Below are 17,615 nucleotides of genomic sequence, written 5' to 3'. Positions count from 1 at the left end.
TAATGTTTGTGGCTATTACAACAAAGAAATAACATTGGCTGATAGAGAGTGGATTTGTCCGGATTGTAACACAAATCACGATAGAGATATCAATGCTGCAACCAATATCAAGGAACTTGCACTTGATAAACAAAATCTAATTGGAATTTGAAGCACCGTAGGAACTACGGGAAGAGCCTGTGGACTTGTGAACAGAAGTTCAAAGAATGAAACAGGAAGCTCCGTCCGTAAGGGCGGAGTAGTTCACTACCGAAGTATCTTAATGTCGAAACTGGATATTACATACAGAACAGCAAAAGGTGATGGAAGTTAATTCTATAGACGAACAGATCAAGGATACAAAGAAGGAACTTGAGGCAATGCTTGCATACCCTGATGAGAAGCTGATCGATATCATCAAGGAAGTAGGGTTCGAATGTGACCTCTGTGCAAGATGCTGTACTAAAGAGTTCAACGACCATGTGTTCCTGCTCGACAAGGATACAGAGTTCATTAAAAGCATTGATCCAGGCCTTATCAAACCTGCACCTTATTACGAGTTCTGCGACCAGAACGGGCGATTCTATGTTTCAGGATATGCACTGAGAACAAAGGAAGATGGAAGCTGTGTCATGCTTGAGGGCAAAAGATGTACCATGTATGACAGAAGGCTCACTATATGCCGGCTTTACCCTTACATGCTCCACAGGGAAACGGATGAGGAAGGAAACCTTGACTGGAGACAGATATCCGGACTTAACGAGCACGGGTGTTACCACTCCGAAATATCGGAAGATGAAGCTGAAAAGATAGCTGCAGACACAAAGGCTTATGAGGAAGCATACCTTCGCCAACAGATCAGGTTCTTCCGGAAGGTAAGGGAGCACTTCAAAAAGAACGGGCTTCGCCATGTCAAATCGGTCTATGACAGGAAGATGCGTGCTTTTGCCAGAGGCGAAGAGATCGAAGTTTACGTATATTATAAGGACGAAATCGAACTTTCACGAATATCCGCTAATGGCTGAATGATTTTATTTATCCCAGTTGCCGTTGAGCTTGCCATCCCTTGCCATTCTTCCCAGTACCTTGTGGACCGGGTCACTGATAGCCGACGGAACTATGTTCTCATAAGGAGTGGATGGCAGCGGGGTCAGGTAATGAGCCCTTACTTTTCCACCTTTGCGGCATATCCATTTGATCTGTTCAAGTGTACTCTGCTGATCCTCATCACGCTCATCCGGAAAACCAAAGATGAAATCCACGATCGGGGTTATTTCATGCTCAAAGCAGCGTTCAACTGCAACCGTAACATCATCCGAAGTATGGCCGCGAAGCATTTCTTTCAATATCCTGTCACTGCCGGATTGTGCACCCATGCTGATCGTTCTGTTGGTGCAGTACCTGTCTATCAGGTCCAGACCTTCATGAGTTGTGAATTCCGGTCGGATCTCTGAGGGAAAGGTACCGAAATATATCTTTTTACCTTCCATTGAATGTAGCTGAGACAGAAGTTTCTCCACCTTATCAAAACGTGGATGGACTCCATCGCCTCCATAAGCAAAAGCATTCGACGAGGTAAAGCGCAGGTCGCTGTAGTGTTTCGCGAACCTCAGAATGGAATCAATGCTCCTGTGCCTCATTCGGTTGCCAAATAATCGGGGTGTCTGGCAGTATTTGCATCGCCACGGGCATCCCCTGCTAATCTCGATGGGAGCACGTATGCCTTCCGGATCAAAGCATGGATAAGCATCAAGGTTCACAGGTTCACGTTTTTCAGTGTACACCACATTACCGTTTTTTCGATATGCGATCCCCTTTACATCAGAAGGACTGTTTCCGCTAAGAAGTGTCCTTACAAGTTCCGGAAGCGTTTCCTCCCCTTCCCCGATAACAACATAATCGAAATGCTCAAGGGTATCCTCCACAGAACCGGATGGATGGGGACCTCCTGCAATGTAAATGGAGTCGGTGGATGAATCGTCGACTTCTGCGAATACATCTTCTTTCCGTTTTGTGGCAAAGCTGTATATCATGATACCATCATGAGGTTGCTTCACAATCATGTTCCCGGGAACAAGAGGTACAAGTGATGCAAGGCTGTAAGTGTTCTTCTGCATCCACCTAAAACAAATATCCATACATCTCCCTCAAGTCATAACCAGAGTTAACGGCACCAATGTGAAACACAGGATCCCCAGTATAAAAGTGAGAATTCCAAGTGCCATCCTTTTGTTGTCAAGTAATATTTCATCATTTAAAGGTTTTGGATGACCGGCCAGAGCAAAGAGTAAAAGGAAGAATGACCAGAACAGCCAGATCCCTCCATTTTGCTCGAGAACGAAGATCACATACAACGCAAGAGCACCCAATACCATCGGCATCATGAGGGATACTTTCCTGGCACGCTCACCCAGCATGGCACGCATGATATGACCGCCATCAAGCTGCCCTGATGGCAACAGGTTAAGAACAGTTACCAGCATGCCCACCCATCCTGCAAATGCAACCGGATGCATCATTTCGGAGGTACTGCCCATGATCTTAGTTATCGAATCGAACAGCAGAGGAGTCTGGATATCGATCATGATCATTCCAGGATCAGCAGGAAACTCAACCGGTGGCAGTGAAAGACCTATGAAAGTCACGATCACAGATGCCACAATACCCACAAGCGGACCTGCAACTGCCACATCGAACAATGCCCTGCGGTTAGGGATGATACCCCTGTGTTTTATAACGGCGCCCATGGTTCCGATAAAAGTAGGAAAGGGAATGAAATACGGAAGCGAGGTTCGCATACCATGCATCTTTGCAGCTATATAGTGTCCCATCTCATGGGAACCCAATACGAACATTATTGCCAGGGTGAAAGGCAGGCCTTTTATGAAACCGGAAGGTTCGCTGAATATATCCACCCCGAACATTGCTGCACCGGCGAACATGGTTGTGAATACAGTAGCTATTGCCAGCACCACATTGATCCAGATGCGTTCGGGAACATCATGAATAGGAGATGCGATCAGCACATCCTCACCAAGCTCGGACACCAGAGCAAGACGATATCCTTTTGCTGCAAATTTGCCCCATAAGCTATTGTTAATGATCCGCTTATCCGCGGTTGGAACGCCATAGAAGTATATGTCCCCATCAACATATCCCACTTCATAGACCTTAAAAAAGGGATGGACATCCCCGTAAAGGTCCATGACCAAAGCTTCTATTTGTTGATCGTCCAGATGCCCGGGATGAGAGTCGTTTTTTTCCATTATGTCACACTAATGATTTCACTTATCCGGGATGTCAATGTAGCCATTGCTGCCATCTACCCTGATATGATCACCGTCTGAAAGGACCTTATATGGGTCCTCTTCCAGCCTGTCCACAAGAGGAATATCTGATATGATAGCACCAACTGCCACTATCGGTTCTGAATCTATATTGATCATGCCTGCCGGAGCAACATTGTTCTTTTTTAGCTGGTAGATCACATAGGAGCCAACAGTTGAACCTTTTCCATGAGGGAATACCAGGATCTTGTCCTTGATGCACTGACCGTAAATGGAATGTGAAGGGTCAACAACCACCCCGGTCTTTGGATCAACATTACCTAAAAATGAGAGAGCATCAGCTGACAGGAGTACCTCACCTTCTGCGACACCCCTTGAGATAGTACGACATTTGATCTTAATTGTCACCACCTACCTTTTTGATACATTCTTCAAGACTACCGATCTTTGCGGCAACCTTGCACATTCCCGGAACATATGCGAGCGCTTTTCCTGAGTTCACCATCATGCAATTATGTCCTTCCGTAGCAGGAGACACGACCATGCATGTGTCACAGAGTACTTTTGCTCCACTCTGCTCAATCTGCTTAACAAGTTCAGCGTTCTTCTCGGCAACTTCCCTTGAAGTACATACCCATAGTTCCTTCTCAATTCCTTTTCCTTCCAGAAGCCGGGCAATGTCCTCCAGCTCATCCACCGAACAATGTGGACAGCCAACTGCCGCAATATCGCACTCCAGCTCATCGGTTCCTCCGATGACTTCTTCGTAGACCTCATCTATCTGGCTGCGTTCGATCACGATCCTTTCTTCGGGGTTCGCAAAACCGACCTTTTGTGCTTCAGGTGTTATGTCCTCCACGTGATACAATGCAACTGCTCCGGATGCTGCCATTGCTGCACCCAGTGCCTTGAGGTTATCTGATGACGGAGTGGAGGCCATGTAGAAAATAGGGACCCTGTTACCAACTTCTTTTCCTGCAAGATAGCCCAGTGCACCGTAATCAGAACCTGATAGTTCACATTCCACGGTCACGGAAACTGTGGGCACACGATTCTCATCAAGATGGTAACCATAGTTCGCTGTCTTGCCCACAAGTGCTGCGGAAAGTGCAGACGGACCACCTTCACGGTTTGTGCGTGCGCCTATCACTGAATTTGCATAGGATACAGCAGAGGATTCACTCCATGCCAGATGGTCACCATAGGTGACTGAAAAACCTTCAAGATAATATGGTGTGCATGTGCACATGGAACGGATACCAAGACTTTCGTATGCCTTGATGACCTCCACCTGCTTCTCAGCAAAATCCGGCTCAATGCCCATGTCGCGCCAGCGCTGCATATCCATGCCCGCCGGGTTCAGGATGGAAGGCACTTTTACCTTGCCATTAAGATCAGATATCCATTCAAGACCCGCATCCCCTATGGTCTTATAGGAAACTCCTGCTATCTGTGCGCTCTTGACAGGGATCAAACTGTCCGCACCATAGATATCACCAAGTGCGACAAGGATCTCCATTGCTTTCTGCAAGGTTTCCCCGTCCTCACCATTCAAGGTCCGTTCTTCTTCTTTTGTAAGATACATGTTACATCCGCTTAAGATTCACTCTGGCATCTTCGCACGTTCAAAATTCTCTTTCTCTGCAAGCACTTTCGTGGCATCGATACCGACCTTGGTAGTAGTGCCATCCGGTGCGCCTCTGGGATCAAGTGAACTGCCGCGAACGTTCGGTATGATCATCATATCAGAATCACCCTTCACACGTGTTGCAATAGCAAATTCCACATCCTGCATATCGAAGATGTCAATGTCCTCGTCCACAATTACAACATGCTTGAGACTTGTGTGCGCTGCAAATGCCGCCATAATAGCATTCTTGGCATCACCTTCGGTCTGCTTTTCGATCTGGACAACAGCATGCAGGTAGCAGCAACCGCCTTCGGTGAGTACTACGTTCTTTACAGTAGTTACCTCTGAGACAGCATTGTATATCTTAGGCTCATAGGGCACGCCCATCATGAGAAGATGTTCCGGACCTGCTGGCAGTATGCCATGATAGATAGGGTCACGTCTGTGCATTACCTTTGTGATACGGATCACCGGCTCCTTGCGCACAAGGTCGTATGTTCCTGTAATGTCCACGAAAGGACCTTCATCCACCCTTTCCACAGGGTCGATGTAACCTTCGAGTATGATCTCTGCATGCGGCACTTTGATACCATTCTCACATTCGAACAGTTCCACAGGAGCACCGCGAAGAGCTGATGCATATTCGAACTCTTTTCCTGCAGGCACTCGGGTAGTGGACGCAAAAGTAATGACAGGGTCTGCACCAAGGACTATTGCCACTGGCAGTGGTTCATTGTTCTCGGATGCCTTCTTGTGCAGGACGAAGCTATGCCGCGGTGGAACAAGGCGTGCAGCCAGTTTGTCCTTTCCTACTATCATGAGCCTGTGGATAGATGCATTCATCATCCCGTCGTACTCAGAAACCACAATACCTGCAGTGATGTAAGGTCCGCCGTCCTTCTCAAAGTGTGTCATAAGGGGCAGCTTTGAAAGGTCAACATCCTCAGTTATGACCTCCTGTGTCGGAGAGGAGTCTACTATTTTCACGTCCCCATCCGGGCGAACTTCAGAAAGCCTCCGGATAATACCATCCTTTGGCACACCGAACATATCAGCAAGCTCATCCCTTGAACCAAGAAGGTTCATGATGGCCTTCTGTCCGTCAATGTCGTGGAAAAGTATAGGACCATTGCTCTTCTTTGCAAGTCTTGGTGCTTCGAAGACCTTCGAAACAGGATCAGTGATCTCAACAAGCCTGTCGCTTGCCCTTAGATGATCGATAAAATCTCTGAAACTCATTGTATCGATATAGTAAAAAGGGTCTCTCGATAAATACATTGTCGTCTTTTTTACGTTCAGTTCTTTATAAGTGCATAAAAAAGAAAGCTGCTTTCAGAAAAAGGAGTTGCTCCCATCGGCGATGAAAATGGGTTTGGAAATCAGAACTAAAGGAAGACTGATGGGAGCTGTTGGAAGACAACACATAGAACTACACATAGAAACGCATTATAGTATAAATAGTAATGCTTTTAGCTAATTTATATTATGTTAATGGATAAGTTGATGTAATCAGAGATCAGCGCATCTGAACGATATCGACATCTAACGACCTATATAGTAAGTACGGACAATTTTTTGAAGTGAAAAACATGAAAACCATTTAACACTTACAAAATTTGTGATTAGAAACAGGAGGTGCTCCCATCTAAGATGAATTGGTTGGAAATCAGATGGAAAGGAAGTGAGATGGGAGCGATTGTAACACAAACCATAGAAAGGGTCATAGCATAAATAATAATGGGTTTGGATAATAAACCTTATTTAAAATGATAATATACTTTGCAATGAATGGTGGACAGCACATCAATCAAGATCAAGAGACTCATTGATCCTATGTAACGCTTCTGCAACCAACATTTGCACATCTGTCACATGCTCATCGGACACTTCCCCATTCTCGGTCTCGATCAGTTTTTGGAGGTCTGTCACGATCTTATGGATGATCAGGATCATTTCCTCTTTACTGATAAGTCCGGCATAATAGGCATAAAAGAAGGTTGTTCCACTGCGCTGGACCTTATGCTTGAAAGCAGCATGTGCATTAGAGACCTCCTGCCTTGTGTACGGCTCATCCACGAATGGGACCAGATCAGGCAGGTTCTGACCGATCCAGGTCATTTCGGAACGGTTTGAAAGATTCTTGAAGTCTGCGCATAAACGGGCAATGATCCATTCACGTGCAGTCAGATGAGTGGTCTGTTTCAGGAAGCGTGTTACATCTGAATAGCTCTTATGCTCCAGTTTTGTGAATTTCTCGTATTTGTTCATTTAGTCCCCTCAATGGCCGACAATACAATTGTATTGCAACCAGATAAATACTTTCTCGTGGTGCTTTAACTTTAGCACAATAAAGGAGATATTAGAAGCGTATAAAATTATTTTCAATCACATATTATGAGTCACAATGAGATGAGATCAATTTCAAAAGAGAAGATACTCAGATCATGGTGGAATATAAACGGGGAATGGCTTTCTGATCCAGAAGGCATGGAAATTCTACTGGGACAGGATATCGCAACTCCGCTTGGACTTGCCACCGGATCGACCCTTGCGCTTGAAAGAAATGGAATTGTTATGGATCTTGAAGTAAAAGGTATTATTGAGAGTACAGGCGGGGAAGAAGATGGCTATATTATAATGCCTCTTCTGGTCTCGCAGAAACTTCTTGACAAGGAAGGCAAGGTCAGCAGTATCGAGATCCGTGCCCTATGTAATGATTGTCCGGTATCGGAAATGAGCCGGCAGATAGAAGAGATACTGCCGGATGTCTTGATAATGATGCACAGGCAACAACCTCGACGATCCCTGTTACTGCGACATGGATAGAACCACAGGTGATCGATAATACGGTTGTGATCCCTGTTCAGACCATAGATGAAAAGATAAATACGCACTTCAAAGTGAAAACAACAACCGGGGAGATAGCAGTCATGGCTTACAGGCTTGGGGACGATATCATGGTCCGATATAATGTTTGCCCTCCCTGCGGATCAATTGGTTTTAGCCTTGACAATGACATTCTTATTTGTGACAGATGCCGAGGAACATTCGGAAGAAATTACTATGAATGTAAAATCCAATAACTTAAATACATTCAATGCTAACCCAAAATTATATGAAACTATTACTACCCACGGACGGTTCCACATATTCAAGGAACGCAGCAAAAGTTGCGGGCAGGATCGCAACGAAACATAATGCAGAGATAGTAATAGTCCATGTGGTCGAAGATAAAGGGCTTGGAAGAAAGACCTGGCGTGAAACCGGTGCAGAACAGGTCATCAGTTCCATAAAAGAGGAACTGATCTCAATGGGATGTGAAGAATCAAAGCTTCATGCCGAAATCGTGGATGGCAATGCGCCGGAAAAGATAGTCAAAACTGCCAGGATCCATAAAGTTGACAGGATAATCATTGGGACACGCGGGCAGACCGGTATCAAGAAGATAATGGGTTCTGTCACACAGAAAGTACTTCAGATGTCCGACATCCTTGTTCTTGTAGTGCCACCTGATTACAAGATATAAAGTTCTAAAGAATGAATCATTGTGACACTCACCGTTATTTAACACAGTTCTTTAAAGATCATAACTTAAACTAACTTTTTACGGCCTCACGTATTTATCTATCACTTTTTTCCCGGCAAGAACATCATCCAGGGAGAACACTTCCAGATTGAATATCCCATTGTATTCTTTGAGTCCTTCCAGGACCGAATAATCAATTGTACCGCTTCCGGGTGCCATGTGTTCATCACCGTCATAATTGGAAGTCCAGAAACCGTAGTTATCGTGTAAGTGTACGTGGACCACGTGTTCCGAGATGGCATTCACAAAATCAGCCAGTTTTTCAGGATTACCGCCGCAGGTCAGATTTGCGTGCCCTACATCGAAGGTAACACCAAGGTTTGGAGAATCCACAGCATCGACCACCCTTAACAGTTCTTCTGCCTCACAGCAAAGATTCCCCGGATCGGTCGCTTCCTTGTTCTCAAGTCCGAGCATTACATTGTTGTCAGATGCAAATGCAGCAAGCTGCCTGAGATTGGAGACCATCCTGCCCAGTGATCTTTCCCTGTCATCACCGACCCTTCCGGGATGGAGTACCACAGCTTTTGTACCAAGTTCTCCTGCAAGTCCTATACATTCCTCCATCAAGGAGAAGTGTGTTTTGTCCATTGAAGCAGTGTCCACAACAAGTTCTTTAGGATACGTGGGTACATCCGCAAAATAGTGTGCATGCATGGATGTTTGAAGGTCACATGTTGAAAGCTCATCCAGGATCATTTCCAGCCTGCCCTTTTGAAGTTTTGAACCTTCATAGACACCAAGTTTTGGCATATAAAGCTCAACTGACTGTACATGACCATCCAGTTCCCTTAGCCCACCTGCAAAGGAAGACGCACCTATCATCATATCAATTATAACGAAAATGGGCTTTAATAACTATTTTGGTCTGGAACGAACAACCAAAATCCTTATCTAAAGTCACCCGATAACAAAGTTCCAATGAAGCTGTATGTACCACACATCGGTCATTTTGAAGGACTTGAGGAGCTTTTAGCGGGCTCTGATAATATATACGCAGTATACATGGCGGGATCCCCCGAATATGTAGGGACCGGCAGGACAAACCTGAGTGCCCCGAAACTCGAGGAGATAGCGCAACAGACCGAGTACGCACATTCAAAAGGCGTCAAAATGGAGATCGTGATGAACAGTTCCTGCATGGGTGGACAGCACCTTACCCCTGAAGGTTACCGAGCTATAGACTGGTATTTCGATAAGCTGAACAGCATCGGGATCGATTCTATAACCGTTGCCGACCCCTATCTTGTGGAAATGCTGGCAAAGGATTATGACATGGATGTAGTGGTCTCAGTACTTTCATTCGTGGACACACCGCAAAAAGCAGAGTTCTATGAGCAATTGGGAGCTACGACCATTGTAGTGGACCCTGCGGTGAACAGGCATTTCGACAAGCTGGAAGCTATAAGGGATACGATCTCATGCAAGCTCAAGCTGCTCGTCAACGAAGCATGCCTTTACCAGTGCCCTTTCAGGTACGCCCACTTCAATTTCTTTTCACATGCCAACGGACCCGGACCTAAGCCGAACGTCCTTGACGATTATTATTACTACAAGTGCCTTTCCCTAAGGATAAAGGACCCACAGCAGATCATTAAATCACCATGGATCAGGCCCGAGGACCTGAAAGAATACAAACATATCACCGATACCTTCAAGATCGGAGGGCGCACTCATTTCGTTAACTGGATCCTCAATAATGTGGAAGCGTACGCAAATGAAAGATATGATGGCAATCTTATGGACCTGCTGGACAGCATAAAGGATCTCAAAGACACATTTTACATACCAAACAAGGAACTGGACGGTGCCATCGAGCAATGGAAAAAATGTGATAAGGTATGCCACAAATGCGGCTACTGCAAGCGCCTTGCTGAAAAGGTAATATATACATATTCCGGAAGTGGAGAGGAGATCCGGAAAATTCCACTGGGATCAATAGGAGATAGAACATGAGCATGACACAAGAATTGCTGAAAGCGCGCACATCCCTGGAAAACAACCTGCGGGAACTTTTAGGGGTCCCTGTGTTCCTGATCGAGATGGATGCTTTCGCACTCCCATGCGGATGCGGAGGAGTCACGATCAACACAAGGGGACTTCAACTGGATGATCTGGAGGTCTTTGAGGAACACATAGTGAAGTACCTTACGGATACGGCGACCTCACTTGATATTGAACCGTCTTTTCTTTTTGCGCGCCTAATTCCCGGCACAGCAGAGATCGCTTCGATCAATGCACGTGTACTTTGTAACAGCTGCTACATGGACTTTGGAAGAGGAAGTGGAAAACAGCCAAGGCCTGACATTTACATAATGAGATTTGACAGAAGGGAATGAGAATCCCTCCTGTCAGCACCGCCTTTTTTCAGGAAAGTTCCGAAAGGTTTATGAAGGATTTCAGATAATCCCCACCATCTTACGTTAGTCTATGCCATAATAATAGACATGGCTGAATTATCGAAGGACGTGCAGTATTTCGCACTTATACATATCGATTTAGAACTAGGAAGGAGGATAAATAAATGGAACCACTCATGGGCATGGGTGTTTTAGCACTTATGGGTGCTGCCGCAACTATTGCTGGCACAACTGAGGATCTTGAATCTGATGTAGGATCCCAGAGTAACCCTAATTCACAAGTGCAATTAGCACCCCAGATGATGTACCCACACAGGATATATAACAAAGCAATATCCGGTGAACCACCATCGAATGCATTGATCTGTGCTATTGGCGGAACCGTGGCATCTGTATTGATGACCGCGGGTCTGTCCGTGGTCTTTGCTATCGCTGTTGGTGCACTTATTGCTACAGCAGTACATGGAACATATTGTGTTACAGCTTACATGGGCCGTACCGCAAGTCAGAAACGTTTCAGACAACCAATATACCTTGATATTCTCAGATCACATACGCCAGTGATGATGGGATATGCATTCATTACAACATTCTGCATCCTTGTTGTATCATACATCATGGTAGCTATTCTCGGCCATCCATTCCCACTTGCACTAATTGCATTCATTTGGGGAATCACTGTCGGAGCTATCGGTTCATCAACTGGTGATGTTCACTATGGTGCAGAACGTGAATTCCAGAACGTCGAGTTCGGATCAGGTCTTAATGCTGCAAACTCCGGTAACATTGTGAGGAAAGCAGAATCAGGACTCCGTAACGGTATCGACAACTCATGGTTCTGTGCAAAGTTCGGAGGACCAGTAACCGGTCTCGCATTCGGTATGACCGTTTTCTTAAGCGGTTGGGTAACAGCCGTATTTGATCCTGCAATAAGCATCACATGGGGATGGCTTTCAGTTGTAGCAGGAGTAGTTCTTGTATTACTTATGATCATCTGGAACAGAAAGATCGAAGTAGCAGCACGTGAGGCATACGGACCTTACAAGGAAGACGAGGAGGTCGCTGCATGATAGATATAGCAGGAATTCTCGCAGAGAATATATTATACATAGTAATGGTCACCCTTGGTGGCATGTTAATTTCATGGAGTGTTCACTTCGTACCTGTAGGTGGAGCACCTGCAGCTATGGCACAGGCAACAGGTATTGGCACCGGTACTGTCCAGCTGGCTGCAGGAGCAGGTCTTACCGGACTTGTCACCGCAGGAGCAGTTATGAACGTCAGTGACAGTTTTGCACTGGTGATCGCATCAGGCGCGGTCGGTGCAATGATCATGATCGCTGTGACAATGATCGTCGGTACATGGGTATACGTTTATGGAGTTGGTGTACCACCAGCATCTGCAAAGGTAGACTATGATCCGATCACAAAGGACAGGCAGGACCTCTATGTATCCCAGGGTACAGAGGGACACGGACTTCCAACCGTTTCATACGTAAGTGGTGTTATCGGTGGAGCTCTTGGTGGTCTTGGCGGAGCTACGATCTACTACTCACTTATGAGCACAAGCACAGGCCTGAGCCAGAGTGACCTTGTGGCACTCGCAAGTATATTCGCAGTAGGAATCTTCTTCGTGAACGCGGTAATCCCTTCATACAACATTGGAGGAACCATCGAAGGATTCCACGACCCTAAGTTCAAGAAATGGCCAAAGGCAGTTCTCGCATCCTTTGTAGCAACATTGATGTGCGCATTTGTTGGTGTACTGACAATAGGAGGTCTATAAGATGTCAGCAGGAGGAGCTGGTGGAGAAGCCAGCGGAGGAATCACACAGAACAAATTAATCGCTGTCGGAGTACTTGGCGGACTAATTGCCGCATACGCAGGACATTTCCTCGTACAGGCTGCAGGACCAGCATTCGCATTTATTGGTGCTCTTGGAGCGATCTGTGCGATCGTATGGGGCTGCGCAGCAGTAAGACGTGTAGCAAGCTACGGTCTTGGTACCGGTGTACCATCCATTGGTATGATGGCACTTGGTATGGGAGTCGTCGCATCTATGTTCGGACTTGCCGTTGGTGGCATTGCCGGACCTATCGTCGCATTCATAACAGCATCCATCATTGGACTCGTTATTGGTGCACTCGCTAACAAGGTCCTTGGAATGGGCATTCCTATTATGGAGCAGTCCATGACAGAGATCGCCGGTGCAGGCGCACTTACCATCATCGGACTCAGTGTCGCAATGACAGGAACATTCATGTTCGATGCTGTACTGGAAACCGTTGTCGCAACAGGATATATCGCTGTGATCTTCATCGCAGGCGGTATGGCAATTCTGCACCCATTCAATGCAAACCTTGGTCCTGATGAACAGCAGGACAGAACACTCACAACAGGTTTTGAGAAGGCTTCAATTGCAATGATCATTGCAGGTATCGTCGCAACTGTATCAGAAGATGCATCAGCAATACCAACCATAATGATCGGACTGGTCCTGTGGTATGTTGCATTCAGGAAATACATTGAACTCGTTAACAGGGACGCATACAAGGTACTTGGAACAGGTCTCCTGCCAACCGAGGAGGAATTAGAATGAGCATGGTACACGTAGCACCAGAAGCACATCTTGTACTGGACCCACTTACATCAGTCCTGGCAGAAGAGCGTGAAGACATCATCTGTTACTCAATGGACCCGATCATGGAACAGATCGATGAACTTGACAAGATCGCTGATGATCTGATCAATTCACTCTCACCTGACAGAAAGCTATTGAACTCATACCCAGGAAGAGAACAAACAGCATTCAAAGCCGGTTTCTATGGAAACACTTTCTATGGTGTTGTTGTTGGACTTATATTCTCAGGTATGGTTGCATTGGCTCTTTACATACTCAGTCTGATCGGAGGATTCTAATATGGCAGATAAAAGAGAACCAGCAGATGGTTGGCCAACCCTGAAAGGTGAATATGAGATAGGGGACGTTAAGAACTGCGTCGCAGTCATCACCTGTGGATCACACCTGCCAGGCGGACCTCAATTAGAAGCAGGAGCTGCTATCACAGGTCCATGTAAAACAGAGAACCTTGGTCTGGAAAAAGTAGTTGCACAGATCATCTCAAACCCTAACATCAGATTCCTCATTGTAACAGGTTCTGAAGTAAAGGGACACATTACCGGTGAAGCATTCATGATGATCCACAAGAACGGTGTCAGTGACAACCGTATTGTTGGAGCAACAGGTGCAATTCCATATGTTGAGAACCTGACCGATGAAGCGGTCGAAAGGTTCCAGCAGCAGGTAGAGCCTATAGACATGGTCGGTACCGAAGATATGGGACAGATCGTTGCGAAGATCAAGGAATGTGTAGCAAAAGACCCTGGTGCCTTTGATGCTGATCCTATGCTCATCGAAGTCGGCGAAGCTGGCGGCGAAGAGGAAGAAGAGGCTGGCGGACTTAAGCCAATGGCAGCTGAGATCGCAACCATCAGGAACAGGATCCTTGATATTGACAGGGAAATGGTCATTGCCGGTAACTGGAACAAGTATCACGCAGGTGTACACGCAGGTAAGGTCGAAGGTATCATGATCGGTCTTGCAATTACGCTGTCACTACTTGGCCTATTGTTATTCGGGAGGTAATTGACATGGCAGAAGAAATAGAAGGACAAGGAGTCCCAATGGTCATCAGCCCACAGATGGGTGCCATTGAAAACGTTGTCGAAAGAATTCGATACAGGGCTCAGCTTATCGCAAGGAACCAGAAGCTCGACTCCGGAGTTAATGCTACAGCTGCAACCGGTTTCATTGTCGGTTTCGCATTTGCAGTGCTGATGGTACTGATACTCCCATTAATCATCTGGCAAGTAGGTGGTGTAATATGAGCGATGGAAAGAACGCAACAGCAAGTGTTGTAACAGACCCTGCAGATTTCAACGAGGTTCTTGAGAAGCTCAATGAGATCGACGAAAAGATCGAATTCGTAAACAGTGAGATCGCACAGAGGATCGGAAAGAAAGTAGGTAGGGATATAGGCATAATATACGGAGCAGTAGCTGGTATATTGATGTTCCTGATCTACATTTCAATATCCCCGATACTCATCTGATAAGAGGTAATAACATGTTTAAATTTGACAAGAAACAGGAAGTATTCGAGGTAGGTAGCGTCAAGTTCGGCGGTCAGCCTGGCCAGTACCCAACAGTTCTGATCGGTTCAATGTTCTACAACAGACACAAGATCGTGACCGATGAAGATGAGGGAGTTTTCGACAAGGAAGCAGCAGACAATCTCTGGAACCACATGCTTGAGATGACAGACGTTACAGGTAACCCATGTGTTAACCAGATCGTCGGTGAAACACCACAGGCAATCAAGAAGTACATCGACTGGTTCGTTGCAGAGGATGATAAGACACCATTCCTTATCGACTCTTCAGCAGGTGAAGTACGTGCAGCAGCAGCAGAGTACGTAACAGAGATCGGTGTAGCTGACAGGGCTATCTACAACTCTATCAACGGTAGTATCCACGAGGAGGAGATCGAAGCTATCAGAAAGAGTGACATCGATACTTCAATCGTCCTTGCGTTCAACGCAACAGACCCAACCGTCAAAGGAAAGCTCGAGGTTCTTGAGTCCGGTGGCCCAGGTCAGAGCATGGGTATGCTCGACATCGCAAAGGACTGTGGGATCACAAAACCACTTGTCGATGTAGCTGCAACTCCACTCGGAGCAGGTGCAGGTGCATCCATGAGAGCAGTAGTTGCTGTAAAGGGACACTTCGGTCTCCCTGTTGGTGGCGGATACCACAACCTTGCATCCGCATGGGACTGGATGAAGGAATACAAGAAATCCTTTGAGACAAAGGAACAGCGCAAGGCAGTTTACATGCCAGCAGATATCGGAACAAACCTTGTCCCACAGACACTTGGTTCAAACTTCCAGCTGTTCGGTCCTATCGAGAACACTGACACAGTATATCCTGCAACCGCAATGGTAGACATAATCCTTGCTGAGACCGCAAAAGAGCTCGGTCTTGACATCATGGATGAGAACCACCCAATCAACAAACTGGTTTAAACAAACCAGTTTCTTTTTTTCTCTTTTTTATTAATATAACCAGAAGTAACTAACCTAGCTGTGGCTTTGGCCATATGATCAAAAAATAAAAAGATAAGAAAATAAGGGAATATTATACGAATTTCTCAAAGAACTCTGAGTTCCTTGTTTCATTCAGGTCGATCCCCAGGTCCTCCACTGAGAAACCAAGGGCCAATCCCAGAAGCTGTGTATAGTGGAGCACAGGAATATTGTGAGAGGCACCATCACGCTCATTAAGATCCACCTGCCCGGCATCCAGCTGCATATGACAGAAAGGACATGCATTTACAATACAATCAACACCCACGGATTCGATCATGGACAATTTGTGACCGGTAAGTGCAAGAGCTTCATCAGGCAATGCAGACCTGACCCCGCCACCGGCTCCGCAACACTCCATCTTATCGGGATATTCGACACTTTCCGCTCCTGTGGCTTCCACAAGTTCATCAAAGAACGAGGGTCTCTCCACACTTGAACCCACACGTCCCTTAGATGGTTTCAAAAGGTGGCAGCCATAGTGCACAGCAACCCTCAGCTCCAGCGGCCGGCTGATAACATCACGGATCTTCCCGGGACCAACCTCTTTGTGCAGAAACTCAGTGATGTGGCGAACATCGTGGCTGCCTTTGACGTTCCTTCCTATCAGGTCAAGATGAGAGTTAACTTCTTTTTTAACCTGCTCGTCTGCTTTGATCTCATAATTTGCATCAGCAAGTGATCCATAACAACCATTGCAGATCGTTAGCAGGTCGCGGTCCAGCTCCTCAGATAAAGCAATGTTCCTGCTGGACAGGGCAAGCCATGTAGCTTTGTCAAATGAACGGAGCACCCCTGGTGCAGGACAGCATGATGCGCCTTCCAGATCAATACAGTCTACTCCGAGTTTATCGAGACAGAGCTTTGTGCTCTTTTCGATACCTGGATAACGGTTAGGGATCACACACCCAAGAAAAAGTGATACATTTGTCATATTTATTCCTCCCGGAAATGAAGCATCATTCTTCGGACATCAGTTCATCGAACTTACATGATGCCAGCAACTTCTTTACCTCTTCCAGCCCTTCCGGGAAGCTGTGAACTGTAGGTGGTAGCGGATCAAGTCCCAGAGCTTCCCTCTTGTTCCTGTTCTCTTCGTTAATGGGAACGGCGTGCCCATGTTCCAGCAGCAATTCACCGACCTTTCGGTGTTCCGGATATATGATACCTTCATGAACAGCAAGTGCACGCATCTCGAATATAGCATCAACAATGTCTATGCCCCGCGGGCATCTCTCCTGACAATTATAACAGGTAGTGCACATCCAGAGGGAATCATCAGAAAGTACTGCCGGATCATTACATGCCTTCCTCAGGAGCTTTCTGACATTCAGGCTTGTATGCCTTCCCGATGGACAGCTACCGCTGCAAACACCGCAATGCATGCATTTTAGAATTGTAGAGCCGGTCTTTTCCATACGGGAAAGTACATTCGGTTCATTTCTGACAGACATCAAAGGGAGTTATCTTTTCATACATTATAAAAGATGCCATTGCACACTTTGGTGCAAACCATGAAAAGCAATAGTTATATTCGAGTACATTTATAAGATTTATATATTCAGAGTGTACCCGTCAATATGACTGCTCACAAGGGGGATAAAATGAGCAGCATAAGGCAGCATAAAT

At 46.1% G+C, this 17,615-nt stretch carries 24 protein-coding genes; 15 read left to right on the top strand and 9 right to left on the bottom strand.

Features of this window, described 5'->3' with window-relative positions; all coding sequences use genetic code 11:
- Together E7X56_RS09495 and E7X56_RS09490 are read left to right on the top strand one after the other, a co-directional pair.
- Nucleotides 1-151, top strand: a 151-nt coding sequence (locus tag E7X56_RS09495; protein WP_167879505.1) for a zinc ribbon domain-containing protein, incomplete at its 5' end; no start/stop codon positions are given.
- Nucleotides 152-302: 151 nt separating this feature from the next.
- Nucleotides 303-1,004: a YkgJ family cysteine cluster protein gene (locus tag E7X56_RS09490; protein WP_135606518.1), complete on the top strand. Its 702-nt coding sequence runs from the start codon at nt 303-305 to the stop codon at nt 1,002-1,004.
- 6 nt (nt 1,005-1,010) lie between these two features.
- Here the strand turns inward: E7X56_RS09490 and E7X56_RS09485 are convergent, their stop codons facing one another.
- The 6 genes from E7X56_RS09485 to E7X56_RS09460 all read right to left on the bottom strand — a co-directional run bounded on the left by E7X56_RS09485 (nt 1,011) and on the right by E7X56_RS09460 (nt 7,164).
- Nucleotides 1,011-2,117 carry a TIGR04013 family B12-binding domain/radical SAM domain-containing protein gene (locus tag E7X56_RS09485; protein WP_135606517.1) on the bottom strand — a complete coding sequence of 369 codons (1,107 nt, stop codon included), beginning with the start codon at nt 2,115-2,117 and terminating at the stop codon, nt 1,011-1,013.
- 9 nt (nt 2,118-2,126) lie between these two features.
- Nucleotides 2,127-3,245 carry a site-2 protease family protein gene (locus E7X56_RS09480; RefSeq protein ID WP_135606516.1) on the bottom strand — a complete coding sequence of 373 codons (1,119 nt, stop codon included), beginning with the start codon at nt 3,243-3,245 and terminating at the stop codon, nt 2,127-2,129.
- 18 nt (nt 3,246-3,263) lie between these two features.
- A complete protein-coding gene (locus E7X56_RS09475) occupies nt 3,264-3,677 on the bottom strand; it encodes a DUF126 domain-containing protein (protein ID WP_135606515.1) in 414 nt (137 codons plus the stop codon).
- The gene (locus tag E7X56_RS09470; RefSeq protein ID WP_135606514.1) at nt 3,664-4,851 is read right to left on the bottom strand and encodes an aconitase X catalytic domain-containing protein; all 1,188 of its coding nucleotides are present in this window, start codon (nt 4,849-4,851) and stop codon (nt 3,664-3,666) included. The genes E7X56_RS09475 and E7X56_RS09470 overlap by 14 nt, the downstream gene beginning before the upstream one ends.
- Before the next feature lie 18 nt (nt 4,852-4,869).
- Nucleotides 4,870-6,135 carry a UbiD family decarboxylase gene (locus E7X56_RS09465; protein ID WP_135606513.1) on the bottom strand — a complete coding sequence of 422 codons (1,266 nt, stop codon included), beginning with the start codon at nt 6,133-6,135 and terminating at the stop codon, nt 4,870-4,872.
- Nucleotides 6,136-6,699: 564 nt separating this feature from the next.
- On the bottom strand, nt 6,700-7,164 hold the full coding sequence (locus E7X56_RS09460; protein WP_135606512.1) for a DUF5806 family protein: 465 nt from the start codon (nt 7,162-7,164) through the stop codon (nt 6,700-6,702).
- A gap of 126 nt (nt 7,165-7,290) precedes the next feature.
- On the opposite strand from E7X56_RS09460, the gene E7X56_RS09455 reads away from it, so the two are divergent.
- Genes E7X56_RS09455 through E7X56_RS09445 form a run of 3 tightly spaced genes read left to right on the top strand, consistent with a single transcriptional unit; the run spans nt 7,291 to nt 8,422 of the window.
- Entirely contained in the window at nt 7,291-7,722 is a 432-nt protein-coding gene (locus E7X56_RS09455; protein WP_135606511.1) for a hypothetical protein, read from the top strand.
- Between the two features lie 8 nt (nt 7,723-7,730).
- Nucleotides 7,731-7,979: a DUF2318 domain-containing protein gene (locus E7X56_RS09450; protein WP_167879504.1), complete on the top strand. Its 249-nt coding sequence runs from the start codon at nt 7,731-7,733 to the stop codon at nt 7,977-7,979.
- A gap of 32 nt (nt 7,980-8,011) precedes the next feature.
- On the top strand, nt 8,012-8,422 hold the full coding sequence (locus E7X56_RS09445; RefSeq protein WP_135606509.1) for a universal stress protein: 411 nt from the start codon (nt 8,012-8,014) through the stop codon (nt 8,420-8,422).
- 78 nt (nt 8,423-8,500) lie between these two features.
- On the opposite strand, the gene E7X56_RS09440 is transcribed toward E7X56_RS09445, so the two are convergent.
- Nucleotides 8,501-9,310: a sugar phosphate isomerase/epimerase gene (locus E7X56_RS09440; RefSeq protein ID WP_135606508.1), complete on the bottom strand. Its 810-nt coding sequence runs from the start codon at nt 9,308-9,310 to the stop codon at nt 8,501-8,503.
- 93 nt (nt 9,311-9,403) lie between these two features.
- Between E7X56_RS09440 and E7X56_RS09435 the strand changes: the two genes are divergently transcribed.
- The 10 genes from E7X56_RS09435 (at nt 9,404) to mtrH (ending at nt 15,926) form a co-directional block, all read left to right on the top strand.
- Nucleotides 9,404-10,438, top strand: coding sequence for a peptidase U32 family protein (locus tag E7X56_RS09435; RefSeq protein WP_135606507.1), 1,035 nt, complete (start codon nt 9,404-9,406; stop codon nt 10,436-10,438).
- Complete coding sequence (locus E7X56_RS09430) at nt 10,435-10,821, top strand: DUF5402 family protein (protein ID WP_135606506.1); 387 nt, start codon at nt 10,435-10,437, stop codon at nt 10,819-10,821. Before E7X56_RS09435 ends, E7X56_RS09430 begins: the two co-directional genes overlap by 4 nt.
- Before the next feature lie 185 nt (nt 10,822-11,006).
- Nucleotides 11,007-11,912, top strand: a complete 906-nt coding sequence (mtrE, locus tag E7X56_RS09425; RefSeq protein ID WP_135606505.1) for a tetrahydromethanopterin S-methyltransferase subunit E — start codon at nt 11,007-11,009, stop codon at nt 11,910-11,912.
- 5 nt (nt 11,913-11,917) lie between these two features.
- Nucleotides 11,918-12,628: a tetrahydromethanopterin S-methyltransferase subunit D gene (mtrD, locus tag E7X56_RS09420; protein ID WP_371413367.1), complete on the top strand. Its 711-nt coding sequence runs from the start codon at nt 11,918-11,920 to the stop codon at nt 12,626-12,628.
- A gap of 1 nt (nt 12,629) precedes the next feature.
- A complete protein-coding gene (gene mtrC, locus E7X56_RS09415; RefSeq protein ID WP_135606503.1) occupies nt 12,630-13,442 on the top strand; it encodes a tetrahydromethanopterin S-methyltransferase subunit MtrC in 813 nt (270 codons plus the stop codon).
- Entirely contained in the window at nt 13,439-13,762 is a 324-nt protein-coding gene (locus tag E7X56_RS09410) for a tetrahydromethanopterin S-methyltransferase subunit B (RefSeq protein WP_135606502.1), read from the top strand. The genes mtrC and E7X56_RS09410 overlap by 4 nt, the downstream gene beginning before the upstream one ends.
- A 1-nt stretch (nt 13,763) precedes the next feature.
- Nucleotides 13,764-14,489, top strand: a complete 726-nt coding sequence (mtrA, locus tag E7X56_RS09405) for a tetrahydromethanopterin S-methyltransferase subunit A (protein ID WP_135606501.1) — start codon at nt 13,764-13,766, stop codon at nt 14,487-14,489.
- 5 nt (nt 14,490-14,494) lie between these two features.
- Nucleotides 14,495-14,731: a tetrahydromethanopterin S-methyltransferase subunit F gene (locus tag E7X56_RS09400; protein WP_135606500.1), complete on the top strand. Its 237-nt coding sequence runs from the start codon at nt 14,495-14,497 to the stop codon at nt 14,729-14,731.
- Entirely contained in the window at nt 14,728-14,955 is a 228-nt protein-coding gene (mtrG, locus tag E7X56_RS09395; protein WP_135606499.1) for a tetrahydromethanopterin S-methyltransferase subunit MtrG, read from the top strand. Before E7X56_RS09400 ends, mtrG begins: the two co-directional genes overlap by 4 nt.
- A 14-nt stretch (nt 14,956-14,969) precedes the next feature.
- Nucleotides 14,970-15,926 carry a tetrahydromethanopterin S-methyltransferase subunit H gene (gene mtrH / locus E7X56_RS09390; RefSeq protein WP_135606498.1) on the top strand — a complete coding sequence of 319 codons (957 nt, stop codon included), beginning with the start codon at nt 14,970-14,972 and terminating at the stop codon, nt 15,924-15,926.
- Between the two features lie 112 nt (nt 15,927-16,038).
- Here the strand turns inward: mtrH and hdrB are convergent, their stop codons facing one another.
- On the bottom strand, nt 16,039-16,920 hold the full coding sequence (hdrB, locus tag E7X56_RS09385; protein WP_135606497.1) for a CoB--CoM heterodisulfide reductase subunit B: 882 nt from the start codon (nt 16,918-16,920) through the stop codon (nt 16,039-16,041).
- Nucleotides 16,921-16,945: 25 nt separating this feature from the next.
- A complete protein-coding gene (hdrC, locus tag E7X56_RS09380) occupies nt 16,946-17,440 on the bottom strand; it encodes a CoB--CoM heterodisulfide reductase subunit C (RefSeq protein WP_371413366.1) in 495 nt (164 codons plus the stop codon).
- Nucleotides 17,441-17,615: the final 175 nt, after the last annotated feature.

It is taken from the genome of Methanococcoides sp. NM1 (assembly GCF_900774285.1).
GTDB classification, from domain to species: domain Archaea; phylum Halobacteriota; class Methanosarcinia; order Methanosarcinales; family Methanosarcinaceae; genus Methanococcoides; species Methanococcoides vulcani.
The sequence above is the reverse complement of the archived record's forward strand: the minus strand, read 5'-3'. Positions and strand labels throughout refer to the sequence as shown.